General features: G+C 64.6%; 12 protein-coding genes. 3 read left to right on the top strand and 9 right to left on the bottom strand.

Annotation, left to right across the window (positions count from 1 at the left end; all coding sequences use genetic code 11):
- The first annotated feature begins 11 nt into the window (after positions 1 to 11).
- A complete protein-coding gene (locus tag XH89_RS07965) occupies positions 12 to 1,235 on the top strand; it encodes a polyhydroxyalkanoate depolymerase (protein ID WP_194466541.1) in 1,224 nt (407 codons plus the stop codon).
- A gap of 48 nt (positions 1,236 to 1,283) precedes the next feature.
- Here XH89_RS07965 and XH89_RS07960 read toward each other — a convergent pair whose 3' ends face one another.
- From XH89_RS07960 to XH89_RS07925, 8 genes are all read right to left on the bottom strand, one after another.
- Positions 1,284 to 4,613, bottom strand: a complete 3,330-nt coding sequence (locus XH89_RS07960) for an adenylate/guanylate cyclase domain-containing protein (protein ID WP_194466540.1) — start codon at positions 4,611 to 4,613, stop codon at positions 1,284 to 1,286.
- A gap of 313 nt (positions 4,614 to 4,926) precedes the next feature.
- Positions 4,927 to 5,442: a hypothetical protein gene (locus XH89_RS07955; RefSeq protein WP_194466539.1), complete on the bottom strand. Its 516-nt coding sequence runs from the start codon at positions 5,440 to 5,442 to the stop codon at positions 4,927 to 4,929.
- A gap of 334 nt (positions 5,443 to 5,776) precedes the next feature.
- Positions 5,777 to 7,645 (bottom strand): ABC transporter ATP-binding protein, encoded by a 1,869-nt coding sequence (locus tag XH89_RS07950; RefSeq protein WP_194466538.1) that lies wholly within the window; start codon positions 7,643 to 7,645, stop codon positions 5,777 to 5,779.
- Between the two features lie 9 nt (positions 7,646 to 7,654).
- The gene (locus XH89_RS07945) at positions 7,655 to 8,581 is read right to left on the bottom strand and encodes a glyoxylate/hydroxypyruvate reductase A (RefSeq protein ID WP_194466537.1); all 927 of its coding nucleotides are present in this window, start codon (positions 8,579 to 8,581) and stop codon (positions 7,655 to 7,657) included.
- Positions 8,582 to 8,590: 9 nt separating this feature from the next.
- Positions 8,591 to 9,919 carry an FAD-binding oxidoreductase gene (locus XH89_RS07940; protein WP_194466536.1) on the bottom strand — a complete coding sequence of 443 codons (1,329 nt, stop codon included), beginning with the start codon at positions 9,917 to 9,919 and terminating at the stop codon, positions 8,591 to 8,593.
- A gap of 52 nt (positions 9,920 to 9,971) precedes the next feature.
- Positions 9,972 to 10,847, bottom strand: coding sequence for an ABC transporter permease (locus XH89_RS07935; RefSeq protein WP_194466535.1), 876 nt, complete (start codon positions 10,845 to 10,847; stop codon positions 9,972 to 9,974).
- Positions 10,848 to 10,851: 4 nt separating this feature from the next.
- Positions 10,852 to 11,802 carry an ABC transporter permease gene (locus XH89_RS07930; RefSeq protein ID WP_194466534.1) on the bottom strand — a complete coding sequence of 317 codons (951 nt, stop codon included), beginning with the start codon at positions 11,800 to 11,802 and terminating at the stop codon, positions 10,852 to 10,854.
- Positions 11,803 to 11,829: 27 nt separating this feature from the next.
- Positions 11,830 to 13,524: a peptide ABC transporter substrate-binding protein gene (locus XH89_RS07925; RefSeq protein WP_194466533.1), complete on the bottom strand. Its 1,695-nt coding sequence runs from the start codon at positions 13,522 to 13,524 to the stop codon at positions 11,830 to 11,832.
- Positions 13,525 to 13,748: 224 nt separating this feature from the next.
- On the opposite strand from XH89_RS07925, the gene XH89_RS07920 reads away from it, so the two are divergent.
- On the top strand, positions 13,749 to 14,381 hold the full coding sequence (locus XH89_RS07920) for a helix-turn-helix domain-containing protein (RefSeq protein WP_194466532.1): 633 nt from the start codon (positions 13,749 to 13,751) through the stop codon (positions 14,379 to 14,381).
- Positions 14,382 to 14,532: 151 nt separating this feature from the next.
- Positions 14,533 to 16,395, top strand: a complete 1,863-nt coding sequence (locus XH89_RS07915; RefSeq protein ID WP_194466531.1) for an ATP-binding protein — start codon at positions 14,533 to 14,535, stop codon at positions 16,393 to 16,395.
- A gap of 75 nt (positions 16,396 to 16,470) precedes the next feature.
- Here the strand turns inward: XH89_RS07915 and XH89_RS07910 are convergent, their stop codons facing one another.
- Complete coding sequence (locus XH89_RS07910) at positions 16,471 to 17,496, bottom strand: AraC family transcriptional regulator (protein ID WP_194466530.1); 1,026 nt, start codon at positions 17,494 to 17,496, stop codon at positions 16,471 to 16,473.
- Positions 17,497 to 17,630: the final 134 nt, after the last annotated feature.

The following is a 17,630-nucleotide window of genomic DNA, read 5'->3' as shown; positions in this document are numbered from 1 at the left end:
GGCGCTTCCGTATGATGTCGATGTATTATCAGGCGTTTCAGAACCAGATGGACCTGACGGCACCGTTTCGGGCGGGCGCCTCGTCTGCGCTCAAATTCCTCAATCTGGTGCCGCAGGGAATGTCGGACCAGGTCGTCGGCCGGCTCTCGGCGGCGCTGGAGCTGATCTCGCGCTCCACCCTCACCTATGATCGTCCGGCCTACGGCATTGATAGCGTCAGGGTCGGCAATCGCGAGGTCGGCGTCACCGAGGAGATCGCCTACGCGACGCCGTTCGGCTCGCTGCTGCATTTCAGGAAAGACGGCGTCGCCGAGCAGCCGCGCATGCTGCTGGTGGCGCCGATGTCCGGCCATTTCGCCACGCTGCTGCGCGGCACCGTGAAGACGCTGCTGCAGGACCACGACGTCTACATCACCGACTGGCACAACCCGCGCGACATTCCGCGCAGCGAGGGCCGCTTCGGGCTCGACGATTACACCGAGCACCTGATCGACTTCCTCGGCCAGCTCGGCCCGCGCCCGCATATGGTGGCGATCTGCCAGCCGTCGGTCTCGGCGCTCGCCGCCGCCGCGATCATGTGCGAGGGCAACCATCCCTCGCGGCCCGCGACGCTGACGCTGATGGCGGGGCCGATCGACACGCGAATCCAGCCGACCAAGGTGAACGCGTTCGCCAAGAGCAAGCCGATCGAATGGTTCGAGCGCAATTTGATCAACTATGTGCCGGTGCAGTGCCGCGGCGCGTACCGCAAAGTCTATCCCGGCTTCGTGCAGCTCACCGCCTTCGTCTCGATGAATCTCGAGCGCCACATCAAGCAACACATGGATCTCGCCAACCACATCGCCAAGGGCGAGAAGGAGAAAGCCGCGAGCATCAAGACCTTCTACGACGAATATTTCGCGGTGATGGATCTGCCGGCCGAGTTCTACATCGAGACCGTGCGCGATGTGTTCCAGGAACACCTCTTGCCGCTGGGCAAGCTGATGCATCGCGGCCGTCCCGTCGACACCAGGGCCGTCAGCCGCATGGGGCTGATGACGGTCGAGGGCGAGAAGGACGACATCTGCTCGATCGGCCAGACGCTCGCCGCGCAAGACCTCTGCACCAGCGTGCGCGCCTATCGCCGCGTCCACCACATGCAGGCCGGCGTCGGCCATTACGGCGTGTTCTCCGGCAAGCGCTGGAACAACGAGATCTACCCGCTCTTGCGGGATTTCGTGCACGTGAATTCGTGATCATCATTCCCAGCCGCCAACACGGCCTGCCAGGGAGACGGCGCGTGTCTAATGCTCTTGCGCGAGCAGCTCTTTCGCTTCCACGAGCTCAGGAAGGCCATGCTGCGCTTCGAATTGAGCGAGCACGGGCGCGAGCACTTCGGATACCGCACCTGCCCGGCCATTTGCCTTGTGCAGGCGGGCAAGTCCAAGGGCACTGCGCAGCTCGAAGGTCTTCGTCTGCTGGTGTCGCGCGATCTCGATCGATCGCTTGAGGTCGTCTTCGGCACTGGATTCGTCCGAAGAACCATAGCGCAACAAAAGTCTTCCGCGGACACGATGCAGCTCGGCATCAAGCCAATGCTGGCCGGACTGTGCGGTCCGGGCGATCACGTCGTTCAGGATTTCCAGCGCCGTTCCGACCTCGCCCACCTCTGCATTCGCCACGGCGACGTGCATCCCCCAAAATGGTTCGCAGAGATAACAATCGTTCTCGTGCAGCAAAGTCCAGCCGTGCCGCATGTCCGCCAGTCCGGCCATTCGGTCGCCTGCACGCCACTTGGCGAGGCCATTCAGGTAGGTGCCCGCGGCCACATACAGCGGCATCGTGTGGTCGCGCGCGAGACCGAGCGCCAGGATCGTCTCTGTTTGCTGCAACATGCCGCCGCAGACCCCATCGAACACGGCGCGATGAACCAGCGCATTGGCCCGGGAGAGCGCCCGGGTCTCCCCCGGGGCACCCACCGCTTCGGCGGCGAGCTTGCGTGCGCGAGCGGTAATTCCGAGCGGCCAGAGCACCAGGGCAAGGAATCTCATGATCACAAACGGCAGATCCAACGCCGAGGCTCGGAATGTCGCGGGATCCGGTTCGGCACCATAGATGGCCAGCGCCTGCTCAAGATGCGTTCGCGCATTCACGTATTCGCCGCCGAACCAGCAGGTGACGCCGTCCGTCCAATGGGCAACCACAGCCGCCACCGACGAGTCCGGTCGTCGGTCAGCGGCGCTCCTGATGGTATCCACCAGCTCCCGCATCGGAGCGAATTCGCCATGCGTCAGGCAGGCATTGAAGAGGCCCGAATGAACCGGCGCAAGTTCAACGGGATCATCAATGTCGGCGGCGAACTGGCGCGCACGCGTCCATGCCGAGATCGTTTCGGGAGCGCTGTGCCCGAGGCTCCCCCTCAGTGCACGGCCATATGAGATTTGAAGATGTAGCCTGGTCATCATCCGGCGGGGCTCGTCAGGCAGTTCGTCAGCGATCGCAACGGCCTTGCCTAGATGTGCGACCGCCTCGGAATAGGCAGAGCGCTTCAGCGCCTGCTGGCCCGCCCTGCGCCACCATTCGAGGGCGACCTCGCTCACCCCCGCTTCACTGAAGTGACGCGCCAGAACTTCCGGCTCGGTCTCCGCCACGACGGGAAACCTCTCACGCAGGACCTCGCCAATTCTCGTGTGAAGCAGCTGCCGCTTGCTCTTGAGCAGACTCTCGTAGGCCGCTTCCTGAACAAGGGCATGCTTGAAACTATAGTTTGCGTCGGGCGGAGCTCCACGGCGCAGCAGCAGTTCGGCCTCTTCAAGTTGTTCCAGCGCGGCACTCAGCGTCAGATCATCGCGTCCCGCCACGTATTTCAACAGCGCGTATGAAAAGTCGCGGCCGATGGCGGCGCCGATCTGCGCCACCTCCTTGACTGGAGCGAGCCGGTCGAGCCGCGCCATCAGCGAATCTTGTAGCGTGGCGGGAATAGCGAGCGGCGGGAGCGGACTATTCAGGCGATAGCGCCCGGCATCTTCGACCAGCAGGCCGGACTCCAGCACCATCTTGGTCAGTTCCTCGACGAAAAGCGGGACGCCATCCGTCCTGTCGATGATCTGCTTCATCATCTCGCGTGGCAGCTGGCGGCCGACAACCACCTGTTCCACCAGCGCGCGAGTGTCCTGCCGATCGAGCCGGTCGAGCCGCAACAGGCTGACATTGGCAAGGCCCGACCAGGAAGGCTCGAATTCCGGCCGGGATGTCATGAGCACGAGGATCGGCAACGCCCTGATCCGATCGACCGCGAGATCAAACAGCTCGAGAGTCGTGGCATCGGCCCAATGCAAATCCTCGCAGATGATAAGCAGAGGCTGACCTCGCGCCAACCCTTCAAGCTGATCGAGAAGGGCGGCAAATGTCTGTCGCCGCTGCTGCGCCGGACTTAAGCCAAGGGGCGGGCAACGGTCGCCGGTTGGAATCGAAAGCAGAGCCGCAATGAGCGGTGTCGCCCGAGCGACCTGCTGGGTTCCAAGCGCCAGCATGGCCTCGAGCTTGTCGAGCCTTTGTTCCGGCGTATCGTGCGAGCGGATTCCGGCGGCGCGTTCGAGCTGCGCGACGAACGGGTGAAGCGCGCTGTTTGTATGGTAAGGCGAACACTGATACCGAACCCGACGATGCGTCCCCAACGAGGGACTTTCGGACAGCGTTGCGACGATGCGCGACTTGCCGATGCCTGCTTCGCCGGAAATCAATACGATCTGGCCCTGGCCCTGCCATGCCTTCCGCTGGCGCGAGAGAATGAATTCGATCTCATCCTTGCGGCCGACAAAGCCGATCGAGCGCGCGGCACGGACCGCTTCGAAGCGGCTCTCGGATGCGGTCGCTCCCTCCACCGCCCACACCGCGATGGGCTCGCCTATCCCCTTGACTTCACGGCGGCCTAGATTGCGAAAAGCGAAGAGATCCCCAAGCAGCCGGCGAGTGGATGACGCAACGACGACCACCCCCGGCTCGGCAAGGCTCTGAAGCCGGGCAGCGAGGTTTGGCGTGTCGCCGATGGTCGCGTTCTCCTCTGACGCATCTCCGCTGATGAGATCGCCGACCACCACCAGCCCGGTCGCAATTGCAATCCGCAGCTCAACCCGTTCGCCGGCGCCTATCTTGAGCTGACGAATTGCGGAGATAATGTCGAGACCGGTGCGCACTGCGCGCTCCGCATCGTCTTCGTGGGCTCGCGGATAGCCGAAATAGACCAGTATTCCGTCACCGACGAACCTGACTATCCTTCCGTCGTAAGCGGCAATGACGCGCGCGCACGCAGCGCGGTAGGTCCGGATCACCTCCCACATATCCTCGGGATCGAGACGCGCCGAGAGTGCAGTCGAGCCGACCAGATCGCAGAACATGATGGTGAGGTGGCGCCGCTCGGCGTCGTGAGCGGGAGCCGGCGATGCAATCAATGCGGCCGGATCGAGATCGGCGATGGCACGCAGCATTTTGCGGCGATGACCGAGCAGGACTCCAAGCTTGTCAAAGTCCTCGTCCATCAGCTCGGGGAGGACGTCCACATCGATCCCGTTCTGGGCAAAACGCTCCGCGTATTGCCCAAGCCCGAGCTTCCCGAGCCACTCCGCAATCTGCATGGCTCACCCATCTCATGGCTGGCAATTAGCAGACACTTGGACCACGGCCGCGCCGAGACAATATGCCAACGGCACTATGATGGCACGCCTTGTTTTGTTTTGCGAAAATTAGGTTACTCGTTACCGATGACGTTTCCGTCGAGACGCGGCTCGATGCGAACGGCTGCGCGTCCAACATTGTTGGCGCGCAGCGTTTGACGGCGGGGGTTGCGGCAATTCGTCACGACCTCACTCCAGATCTGAAGCCGATCAGCGCTGCTGGCTTTTGGTCGCATACAACGCCACGCGACCATCTTTCGTGCGCGCAATACCTTCATTGCTCGTTTGTCGGTGCTTCATGGCTGCGAGCCATAGTGCCCGCCGCAACCTGAAGCGAAGAGCCGACTGCCCAACAGCCCGCAACAAAACCTGTCAGAGCGTTCGATAGATCCTGATCAAGGACAAGAATACTGACGGACAGAGCTGCGGCAATCGCCGCGCCGAACGTTCCGGCCGCACTCATAATTTCAGCCGGCTCGGAACCGTTCCATTCTTCCGAGATACCCAACTTCGGCCGCCGTGCGACATTGCCGCAGAGGTCTATCCCGACGTAATAGCTCAGAGCGCCGTACAGCATTGTTATCAGCACGATCCAGCCGCTTTCAAACAGTCCGTCCTTCTGACGCAACAGGGTCGCACCCACATAGAGGCCGCAGGACGCTCCTACGGCCGCCAGCCCGATTCTTTCAAGGATATGGGCCGACTTGATCAGACTGGAGCGGGCGATCCGAAGACCGCCCACGTACCGTGTGAGGGAAAATGCGCTGGAAATTGTGCTGCTTACCTTCATGAGGGGCTCCTTCTGAGTAATTGGCAGCCTACTGGCCGACCCCAAATAGAATCTGCCGGGACGCGGTTCTCGATGCCCTTCCAGGTTCAGAAAGATCTGTGCTGAGTGATGGGACTGACTTGCTCGCGAAGACGAGAGCCAATCCAAAGCTGCGAGCACGCGGCTGCGCAGACATTGCAACTCACCCGTGTCTGTCAGCTAGCGCCGGGTGCGGCAATTTCTTGCGGGAGTGGTAGTTCAAAACGCGACGGAAGGACTATGAAGCGGTTCACAGATTGCTGTTCTCTGCCTCTCCATCCGGTCACAATCTCCGGAGGACGTGTGAAGCTCGCAGTCAGACCGACCACTCCTCGCCCCAGACCTGCACGACATGCCCCGGCGAGACTTCGCGATATTGTCGCACCGGCGGCTGGTAGTCCGGCGCGCGCACCGGGCTTCTGATCTCGTCGTTGGCGACGTTGCGCCTCGCGCCGCGGCGCAACGGATCCGGCACCGGCACGGCGGCCATCAGCTTCTTCGTATAGGGATGCTGGGGGTTGCCGAACACGGCTGCGCGCGGGCCGGTCTCGACGATCTCGCCGAGATACATCACGGCGACGCGGTGGCTCATGCGCTCGACTACCGCGATGTCGTGGGAAATAAACAGATAGGCGAGGCCCATGCTGGCCTGAAGGTCGAGCATCAGATTGACGACCTGCGCCTTGACGGAGACGTCGAGCGCCGAAACCGCCTCGTCCGCCACGATCAGCTTTGGTCCGAGCGCGAGAGCGCGTGCGATGCAGATGCGCTGGCGCTGGCCGCCAGAGAATTCGTGGGGGAAGCGCGCGGCCATGTCGGCAGTGAGGCCGACGCGCACCAGGAGATCGGCGACCTTGTCGCGCGCCTGCGGTGCCGTCGCGAGGCCGTTGGCGAGCAGCGGAGCTGCGATCGCCGTGCCCACCGACATGCGCGGATTGAGGCTGGCGAACGGATCCTGAAACACGATCTGCATGTGCTTGCGGAACTCACGCAAGGTGCGGCCGTTCATGGCGAGCACGTCCTGGCCGTCGATCAGAACCGTGCCGCTGTCGGGCTCGGTCAGCTTGAGGATGGAGCGGCCCGTGGTCGACTTGCCGCAACCGGACTCGCCGACCAGCGCCAGCGTCTCGCCGGCGCGCAAGGTGAAGGAGATGTTTTCGACCGCATGGACGCGGCCCGAGACCTTGCCGAACAGACCCGAGCGGATCGGAAAGCGCGTGGTGAGGTTCGACACTTCCAGCAACGGCCGCTCCGCGGTCGAGACCGTGTCGGGCGTCTCGGCCGGTTCGTCCGAGGTGCCCGTGACCTTGTCGACGATCGGAAAACGCATCGGGCGCGGACGGCCATCCATCGAGCCGAGCCGCGGCACGGCCGCCAGCAGCGCGCGGGTATAGGGATGCGAGGGCGCCGCGAAGATGCGCGCGGTCCCATCCGTCTCGACCGCCTGCCCGCCATACATCACGACAGTGCGGTCGGCGATCTCCGCGACCACGCCCATGTCGTGCGTGATGAAGAGGATGGACATCCCCTCCTCCTGCTGAAGCTCCTTCAAGAGCTCCAGGATCTGCGCCTGGATGGTGACGTCGAGCGCGGTGGTCGGCTCGTCCGCGATCAGGAGCTTTGGCTTGCAGGCCAGCGCCGTCGCGATCATCACGCGCTGGCGCATGCCGCCGGAGAAACGGTGCGGATGCTCGTGGAAGCGCGACTTGGCCGCGGGAATGCGGACGCGATCGAGCAGACGGATGGTCTCGGCCTCGGCCGCGGCGCGCGACAGGCCGCGATGCTGGATCAGCGCTTCCGCGATCTGGAAACCGATCGTGAGCACCGGATTGAGGCTCGTCATCGGCTCCTGGAAGATCATCGCGACCTCATTGCCGCGGATGTCCGTCATGCCCGTTTCAGGGAGCGCCAGCAGATCACGGCCGGCGAGCGTGATGCGGCCCTCGATGCGGCCAATCTCTTTCGGGATGAGCCGCATGATCGACAGCGCGGTGACGCTCTTGCCCGAACCGGATTCGCCGACAATCGCCACGGTCTCGCGTGGCGCGATGGCGAAGGAGACGTTGCGGACGACGGGAATCCATTGGCGTTCGAGCATGAAGGACGTGGTCAGGCCCTCGACCGACAGCACCGGCGCCTGCGCGTCGGCGGCGACTCGGTCAGGACTGCTTGCGCTTATGCTCATGCAAGAACCCTAGTAGCCGCGGTCACGGTCGACACGCCCCGGCAATTCCTCGCCACGGCCGTGGCGCGCGATGGTGTCGAGCACGTAGTCGACCGCGGTCTCCGGCTTCGTCGTGCTGGCGATGTGCGGCGTCAGCAGGATGCGCGGATGGCTCCAGAACGGATGGCCCGCCGGCAGCGGCTCCGGCTCGGCGACATCGAGCACGGCGGCCGACAGCCCCCCGCTATCGAGCGCCGCGATGAGGTCGGCCTCGACCAGGTGCCCGCCCCGCCCGACATTAAGCAGCCGCGCACCGCGCGGCAGCCGCCCGAACAGATCTGCGTTGAGAATGCCGCGCGTCTCCGATGTCAGCGGCAGCAGGCAGACGAGAATGTCGGCCTGCCCGAGGAAATCCTGCAAGCCTTTCGCGCCCGCATAGCAGGTGACGCCCGCGATGCTGCGCAGTGAACGATTCCAACCGAGCAGCGGGAAGCCGAACGCCTTGAGCCGTTCGAGCACGGCCTGGCCGAGCAGGCCCAGCCCCATCACGCCGACACGCCGCTCGCTCGTGTAGGTCGCGGGCAGCTCGCGCCAGACTTGCTCACGCTGCTGGCCGATGAACTGAACGAGATCGCGATGCAATGCGAGCACCGACATGCAGGCATATTCGACCATGCGATCCGTGATGCCCGGCTCCATCATGCGGACCAGCGGAACATGCGGCGGCAGCTTCGTGATGTCGAACTGATCGACACCGGCGCCGACCGAGAACACCAGCTCGAGATTTGGAAAGGTCGTTGCGATATCGTCCGGCGGCACCCACGCCACGAGATAGCGAACCTCAGCGGGACTCCCGATGTCGGGCCACAGCCGGAACGGCACGTCAGGCGCGCGCTCCGCGAAGAGGCGCGCCCATTCCGCGCCGCGCGCCATGTTGGCCTTGTAGAGAACCGTCATGCCGCGCCTTTAGAACGGGCTGACCGGCGCAAGCCTCCGGCCGTCGATCATGCGCTTGTGGCTGTAGGCGGCAGGATCGACCAGCGGCGTTGCATTGGTGACGATGTCGGCGGCGAGCTTGCCGGCGGCCGGGCCGATGCCAAAGCCATGGCCGGAGAAGCCGGTGGCGAGGAAAAAGCCCGGCAACGCGTCGACCGGCGAGATCACCGGGATCGTATCCGGCGTGCAGTCGATGGTGCCGCCCCAGGCTTCCGCGATCTCGATGTCTTTCAATTCCGGGTTGGCCTTGATCAGGGAGGCCAGCGCCGCGCCGACCAGCGACATGTCGGGCGCGGGATCGCGCACGCGTTCGGTCTCGAACGGCGACGGCTTGTCAAAGCTCCAGCTGGTGCCGCGCATGATCTGGTCGAAGAACGATTTGCCGAACGACAGCTTCAATCCATTCTTGCGATGCTGATAGGTCGGCCAGAAGGTGCGGGCGTAACGGAACAGGTCGGGCGACAGCTCGACCGTGCCGCGGTTGCGCAGCGCCAGCGTGAAGCCGCCGTCGAGGCGGCGGCGGATGCAGTAGAGATCGGTGCCGAGCGCGCCTGAGGTGATCTCCGGTGCCGGCGTGGTCCGGCAGGCAGTGGCGTTGACGAGGCCGATCGGCAGCTCGATGCCATGGCGGCGACAGAACAGCGACGACCACGCGCCGCCCGCCAGCAGCACCGCTTGGGTTCTGACGGTGCCCTTCTCGGTGACGACGGCACTGACGCGCCCGCCCGTCGTCTCCAGCCCGCGCGCGGCGCAGCCCTGGTGAATGGTGACGCCGTGCTTCCGCGCGGCCGTCGCAAGCGCCGGTACCGCCATCGACGGCTCGGCGCGGCCGTCGCTCGGCGTATGCAGGCCGCCGACCCATTCATCGGTATTCCCGGGCATGCGCTCGGCGACCTCGGCCGGCGTCAGCACGGTCGAGTGCACCTGCATCTCGCGCGCCACCGCGGCCCAGCGTTCCCAGCCGGCGAGTTCGTCCTTGCTCTTGGTCAGGAACAGCACGCCGGTGCGGCGGAAGCCGGCATCGACGCCGGCGTCGTTCTGCATGTCTTCCCACAGCCGCAGCGCCTCGCGCGCCAGCGGAATCTCCTCGCGTGCACGGCCCTGCTGGCGGCACCAGCCCCAATTGCGGCTCGACTGCTCGCCACCGACATGGCCTTTCTCGACCAGCGCGACGGACAAGCCCTTCTTCGCCAGATGATAGGCCGCAGAGACACCGATGACGCCGCCGCCGATGACGACGACATCGGCCTGCGCCGGCAGCCGTTCGTCGCTGTTTATACGGTTGAGCGGCGGGGACATGGGACACTCCTGGACTTCGGTTCGATCGAGACCTTGCTCGTCATCGGTTGTTTCATGGGATGTTCATCCGCGGATCGAGCGCATCGCGCAGGCCATCACCGAGGAAATTGAAGCTGGTCACGGCCAGCGTGATGACGACGCCCGGCGCGATCGCAAGCCACGGCGCGCTGGTCAGATAGATCTGCGCATTGTTGAGCATGTTGCCGAGGCTCGCGGCCGGCGGCTGAATGCCATAGCCGAGATAGCTGAGATAGGATTCCAGCAGGATCGCCTTGGCGACGTTGAGCGTCGCCGCCACGACGATCGGCGCGATCGCATTGGGCACGAGCTCGCGGAACATGATCCGCAGGTTCGACGAACCGAAGGCGAGCGCGGCGACCGCGAACTCGCGCTCCCGCAGCGAGCGCACCTGGGCCTCGACGACGCGGGCCACCCACATCCAGGCCGTCGCCGCGATCAATACGGTGGTGGTGACGAAACCGGGCTCGGTGAGCGCGGCCAGGGCGAGCAGCAGGAAGATGGTCGGAAAGCACAGCACGGCATCGACGAGCCGCATCAGCACCGCACCGACGACGCCGCCATAGAAGCCGGCAAAGGCGCCGACGACGATGCCGACTACCATCGCAATCGCCATCGCGACGAAGCCGATCGACAGCGAGATGCGCGCGCCCATCATCAGCCGCGCCAGCACGTCGCGGCCGAGTTCGTCAGTACCGAGGATGTGCGCGCCCGAGAGCGGCGGCGCGAACCGCTTCATGACGTCGATATAGGTGTCGTCGAACGGCAAGAGATAAGGCCCGAACGCCGCGCCGAGGACTAGGACCACAATGATCACCGCGCCGGCCAAGGCGAGCCGGTGCCGGCAGAAACGTCGCCACGCGCCTTGGCTGGGCGTGGTTTGAACGGTGGACAACACTGCAGTCGCCATCGCTTCAGCCCACCCGGATCCGCGGATCGACGACGGCGTAGAGGATGTCGGCAATCAGCGAGCCGATCAGCACCATCATGGCCGAGAACATCAGAATGCCCATCACCACCGGATAGTCGCGATAGCCGATCGAATCCAGGAACAGCCGGCCCATGCCGGGCCAGGTGAACACCGTCTCGGCCACCAGCGCGCCGCCGAGCAGCGTCGGAAATTGCAGGCCCGCCACCGTGATCATCGGCAGCAGCGCATTGCGCAGCGCGTGCACAGTGAGGATGCGCCATTCCGGCATGCCCTTGGCGCGCGCGGTGCGGATGTAATCCTGGTTGATCACCTCGAGCATGGAGGAGCGCATGAAGCGACCCCACATCGCAGTCTCGACCAGCGCCAGCACCATCGCCGGCGCGATCAGATGATGCAGCAGGTCGAGGAAAGACCCGTCGCCGACGGTCTCGCGATTGCCCGCCGGCAGCCAGCCGAGCGTCACCGAGAATACGTAGATGGTGACGAGCCCGAACCAGAAGGTCGGTATCGACAGCGCGATCATGGCGCTGACGGTGGCAAGCGAATCGAACAACGAATAGCGCCGGAGCGCACCCGATATGCCGATCCAGCAGCCGAGCAGCACCGCGATGATGGTCGCGGTGATCATCAGCTCCAGCGTCGCGCCGAGATGCGAGGAGATGACCGACAGCACCGCCTCGCCGTCGCGATAGGACTTGCCCCAGTCCCCCTTCAGCATGCGGCCGAACCAGTCGAGATACTGGATCGGCAGCGGCCGATCGAGCCCGAGCTGTTTGGAGACACGGGCGAGATCCTCCTGCGTCATCTGCGCGGAGGCCGCGAATTGCGACAGTGGACCACCCGGCGCCAGATGCAGGATGGCAAAGCCGATCGCCGAGACGATCACCAGCAGCATCACCGCCTGCGCCAGACGGTTGAGGACGTAACGGGCCATCTCAGGCGATCCAGCCAGCCTGATTCATCAGGCCCAGTACCATTCGCGGACGTTCCAGCAATTGATCGACGTGTTGATGTTGGGGCGGAAGCCTTGCAGCCCCTCCTTCACGCCCTCGGCGATGAACCCCTGGAACAGCGGCAGCATCGCAAGATCGTTGCGGATCAGCTTTTGCAGCTCGCCATAGGTCGTCTTGCGCTGCGCGAGATCGAATTGCCTCGCGCCCTCGGCAAGAAGACGATCGGCCTCCGCGCTCTGATATTGGTAGGTGTTGTAACCGCGGCCGCCCTTGGCCGGAATCGCACCGGAGCCGAACCGCGGCGTCACATCAGGATCGCTGCCCAGCATGAAGTTCACGCCCACGATCACCGAGTTGAACTTCGATTGCTGCCAGAAATCGCCCCAGATCACGGCGGCCGGCATGTTGTTGACGCGCATCGCCGCGCCGATTGCACGCCAGTCCTGGATCAACAATTGCTGGGTCTGCTCGCGTACGGCATTGCCTGAGGTCGTCGAGTTGGTGAATTCGAGCTTCACACCGCCCTTTTCGCGCACGCCGCCGGAGCCGCGCACCCAGCCGGCGGCATCGAGCAGCGCATTGGCCTTCGCCGGATCGTATTTGTGCTGAGGCAGGCCTTGCTGGAACGACCAGGCCTGCTGCGGCACGAAAGTCTCGGTCTGCGTCGGCAGGCCGTAATAGAGCGCGTCGATGATCGCCTGCTTGTTGATGCCGAGATAAAGCGCTTCGCGCACCGCACGGTCGGCAAAGGGGCCGAATTCCAGATTGGGCGCGATATGTTCCACCGAGGAGGTCGAGGAGACGACGACCTTGTGACCCTTCAGCGTCTTCGCCTCCTGCACGAAGTTCGGCAGGATGCCTTGCAGGCCGGTGTAGTCGACCTGGCCGGTCCTGAATTGCGTGTAGAGCACGGTGAGATCGGGGATGTACTTAAAGACGACGCGTTCGACGTACGGCCCCTTGCCGTGATAGCCGGTGTTCGCGTTGAGCAGGATGTGGTCCCCGGGCACACGCTCGCCCCAGCGGAACGGCCCGGTGCCGACGGGCGCATTGTGGAACGGCGAGCTGTTCGGATCGGACACCTTCTCCAGGATATGCTTCGGCACGATGAAGGTCAGCGAACCCAGGATCGACATGTAGGGCGAATACGGCGCTTCCATTCGCCAATGGATCTCGTCGGGCGCGACGACCTTGATGTCTTTGACGAGGCTATGACCGACGCGGCTGCGCGCGCGGAAATTTGAATCGTTGATCAGCTCGAGCGAGAATTTCACGTCCTCGGCCGTGAACGGCGTGCCGTCATGCCATTTCACGTCGCTGCGCAGCTTGATTTTCCAGGTCAGACCGTCGGCCGACAGGCCGCCATTCTCGATGGTCGGCACTTCGCGGGCGAGATCGGGAACGAAATTGCCCTCGGGATCGATGTACCAGAGCAGCGAGAACACCTGCCACCAGATGCCCTGGTCGACCTCGATACCGGGCATCAAGGGATGAAATACGGTCGGCTCCTGCGACAGCGCCGCGATCACTTGCCCGCGCGGCTTGTCCGGCGGACTGCTCGGGCGTTCCGTCTGGGCAAAGGCGTTGCCCGACAGCGTCCATCCTGCTGCGGCGCCTGCGCCGAGCTGGAAGAATTGCCGCCGATTTGGAATGCCGAGATGATGCAATCCGCCAACGCCGAACTTGCCGGTGCTGTCTGCCATGACCAGTCTCCGTTCCCGCACGCGGCACCTCTCCCGCGCCCCGAGACCCCGGCAAGGGGACAGGAGTGGGCTTTAGTGCTTCTAAATTTTTCGATCAAAATTTCACCATGACTAAATACAGCTGTCAATCGCATTGCTAGTATGCGCGATCTTTTCACTCCGACTGAAGCTTCGGACCGATTCTGTCCGCGGCCGAGACGATGCAGATGCATGGGAGAAGCGACATGGATGGTCGCGGCGACACCGATAGTCCGAAGGACGCCCCGACGACCGAGGCCGAGGATGCGGTCGATGCGCGCCTCGGCGAGACCGTACGGCTCTTGCGCCAGCGCGCCGGCCTCTCGATCCAGGACGTCGCCAACAAGACCGGACTGTCCACCGGCATGATCAGCCAGCTCGAACGCGCGCGCGCCATGCCGTCGATCCGCACGCTGCGCCTGCTCTCTATCGCGCTCGATGTGCCCATCTCCTATTTCTTCGAAACCAGCGATCCCGCCGATGTGCAGCGCTACATCGTGCGCAAGAACAACAGGCGGCTGCTGCGGCTCACCGCCAGCGGCGTCGTCAAGGAAGCGCTCACCCCGGAAGGCAAGGGACAGCTCGAACTCTACGAGCTCACGCTCAATCCCGGCGCGTCCTCAGGCACCGACTTCCTGCAGCACACCGGCGAGAAGGCCGGCTACATCCTCTCCGGCAGCCTGAGGCTGTGGCTGGACAACCAGGCCCATGTGCTCGAAGCGGGCGACAGCTTCCGCTTTCCGAGCATCGTCCCCCACATGTTCGACAATCCGACCCAACAGACGGCGCGCGTCATCTGGGTCACGACGCTGCGCCAGACCGATTCGCCGGCAGGTTGAGCCCGAACGAAGACCTCGCCCCGGTACCGCCGGAAATTGCCCTCGACGCCGCCGCAGGGAGTCTGTAGCTCACAGGGGAGCCGGACTCATTTGACAGGGCGGACTTGGAGGCCCCTTGGGGATCCGCGGCTGATGTCGGTGGTGTGAGACCATGAAACTCAGCGGGCTTCTGACCTCAGCGATGGCCGCACAGGGCGTCGTGACCGCTGTGGCGCTCCTCGTCTCCTATGCCGTGACCGGCTCCGGGTTCGGCGCCGCCCAGATGGTTGCCCTGCTCGCAAGCGCCGCTGTGGCAGTGCTGCTCGCACGGCTTTGCGCAACCAGGATCGCGACATCAGAGAAGCGCATCGCCGCGCAACTGGCGGAGCAGGCGCAGGCACGCACAGACAGCGCGCAGATGACGCAAGCCGTCATCAGGACCGCGCTCGATGCCTTCGTTCAGACCGACGACAGCGGAATTGTGCTGGAGTGGAGCCCTCAGGCCGAGGCCCTGACCGGATGGTCGCGCACCGAGGCGATCGGCGCCGACGTCGTCGAGCTCCTCGTCGCCGAGCCGCAGCGACCAGGCTTCAGGCAGCGCATGATGCGGCTGTTGCCGGAACTGTCCGACACGCCGATCGGCATCCGTTTCGAAGTGAGCCTCGTGCATCGGAACGGCGACGAGATTCTCGCCGAAGCGTCGAGCACGGCGCTTCGCCTCGGCGGCCGCACCGTCATCAACGTCTTCGTCAAGGACGTGACGCAGAAGCGTGCCGCCGAGGAGCAGTTGATCCAGGCCCAGAAGATGGAGGCAGTCGGCCAGCTCACCGGCGGCATCGCGCACGAGTTCAACAACATGCTCACGGTGATCACGGGCACGATCGAGATCCTCGCCGACGCCGTGAAGGACAACCCGCCGCTCGCCACCATCACCAAGCTGATCAGCGAAGCCGCCGATCGCGGCGCGGCGCTGACCTCGAGCCTGCTGTCCTTTGCGCGCAAGCAGGCGCTGCAGCCGGCCGAGATCGACGTCAACGACCTGCTCGAAGAGCTCGTAAAGCTGCTGCTGGCGACCTTCGACAAGAAGATCGAGATCGTCAGGAAGTTCGACGGCAATGTCTGGCTCGCCTTCGCCGATCGCGGGCAGCTGTCCTCGGCGCTGCTCAACCTCGCGATCAATGCCCGCGACGCCATGCCGGACGGCGGCCGCCTGACGCTGAGGACGCGCAACGTCGTGTTCGGCGTGCGCGAGGCCGTCGCGGTCGGCGCCGGCTATGCCGGCGACTATGTCGAGATCGAGGTCGCCGACACCGGCACCGGCATTCCGCAGGCGCATGTCGAGCGCATCTTCGATCCGTTCTTCTCGACCAAGGAGGTCGGCAAGGGCACCGGTCTCGGGCTCAGCATGGTGTTCGGCTTCGTCAAGCAGTCGGGCGGCGGCATCAAGGTCAGATCAGAAGAAGGCCACGGCACGGTCTTCACGATCTACCTGCCGAAGGCCGAGACCAGCGCGCTTCGCCCCGCAAGCTATGATACGCGCAAGATCGTGGGCGGAACGGAGACCATCCTCTGCGTCGAGGACGACCCCGACGTCCGCCAATACGTCACGGTGCAGCTGAAGAGCCTCGGCTACAAGGTCATCCCCGCCGCCAGTGCGACCGAGGCGCTTGCGATCGCCGCCGACGGCACGCCGTTCGACCTGCTGTTCACCGACATCGTGATGGCCGGCGGCCTCAACGGGCGCGAGCTCGCCGACCAGATGGTGGCCGCGCGACCCTCGCTTCGCGTGCTGTTCACTTCGGGCTACGCCCACGACTCCCAGCACACGCCGGGAGGCGCCACCATGGGTGCGCCGCTTCTGACAAAGCCCTACCGCAAGGCCGAGCTCGCACGCATGCTGCGCCGCTCGCTCGACACCGCCGTCGACGCCGCGGGCGATGCGATCCCGACGCCCTATTCGGTCCAGGCCGATCTCGAGGGTTTTCTGCGCAGGCAGGCCGCCGAGGACAGCGGCGCGACGCGGTCGCGAAAGTAGCGCCTCCCGCGCTAGGCAGAAGGGGCTCACCTCTCCCGTAGGGAGAGGTGAGCACGACCGCCCCCGAGCCCGACTTCAGCTCATCCGCCGCCGCAGTGTCGCCGATGGCGTCTCGCCGAATTTTGCACGGTAGGCGCCGGCCATGCGGCCGAGATGGGTAAAGCCGAGGTCGAAGGCGATGTCGGTGATCGAGACCTCAGGTGAGGCCTGCGCGAGCCGGGCGTGCAGACCGGCGAGGCGCAGGTCGAGCAGCATCTCCGAGATCGACAGGCCGAAGTGACGCCGGAAGCCGAGCTGAAGCGCCCGGATGCCGATCCCCGCCGCGCAGGCAAGCTGCGCAAGGTCGAGCGGCTCGCCGGAATTGTCGGCAAGATGGTCGCGCGCGGCGCGGAGTGCGCGTGGCAAACGCTCGGCTTGCCCCGAGAACCTCCTGATCGCATCCGACCGGCCATGCCGCAGGCCGTTGAGGAGGCGATCGAGCAGCGCCTCGCGCCAATCGGCCATCGCGATCGGCGACATCAGGCCGGATGGTCCGAGCCGTTCGGCGAGCGTCATCAATTCGGCAAGACTGGTTCGCACGGCTTGGCCCGACGGCGTGTTCAGGTCGACCGCGGGATCGAACTCGACCGGGCCGGCCGCCGAGCCGGACAGCGCCGCAGCACGTTGTTCGACCATCCGACGATCGAGCAGCAGGATCGCCTGCGCACAGTCACTCCAGGCCATCCGGGTCGGGATGGTTGGCGACAGCAGCGAGGCGGTCCGGTCGGGAGCAGCATCGAATTCGCCCTCGCCGACACGAATGCGAGCTGTGCCCGAGAGCGGGATCTGGACCAGGAAGAAGCGGTCGAGGCAGCCGGGATCGATGCTCACCGATCCGCCATAGGCAACGTAGTTGATGGAAAAGCCGTCGAAATCAGCGCAATTGTGCCGCGCGGAGAAGCCGGCTGCGCGCGCACCTTCCGGCTTGAGATCGTGCGGACAGAAGATGCGCCCGATCTGTTCGGCCGCTTCATCGACATCATCGGTGGTGACGCGCGCGAAGGCCGCAAGCCGTTCGGCTTGGGACATCCTTGCACTCATTTCCTGCACGGCTGCGGACATCGTCGACCACGCATGGCATCACGGAATTGCTTTAAGCCTATAATAATCGTCCGGGGGCGAAAAGGGCCGTTGCTCGAAAACATCATGCTGCATGGCAACAGGCTCACCTGGATTCGTTTAGCGGATAGACAGGG

It is taken from the genome of Bradyrhizobium sp. CCBAU 53340 (assembly GCF_015291645.1).
Classification (GTDB): Bacteria; Pseudomonadota; Alphaproteobacteria; order Rhizobiales; family Xanthobacteraceae; genus Bradyrhizobium.
Note: the sequence above shows the minus strand (reverse complement) of the source record. Positions and strands in the feature narration are given on the sequence as shown.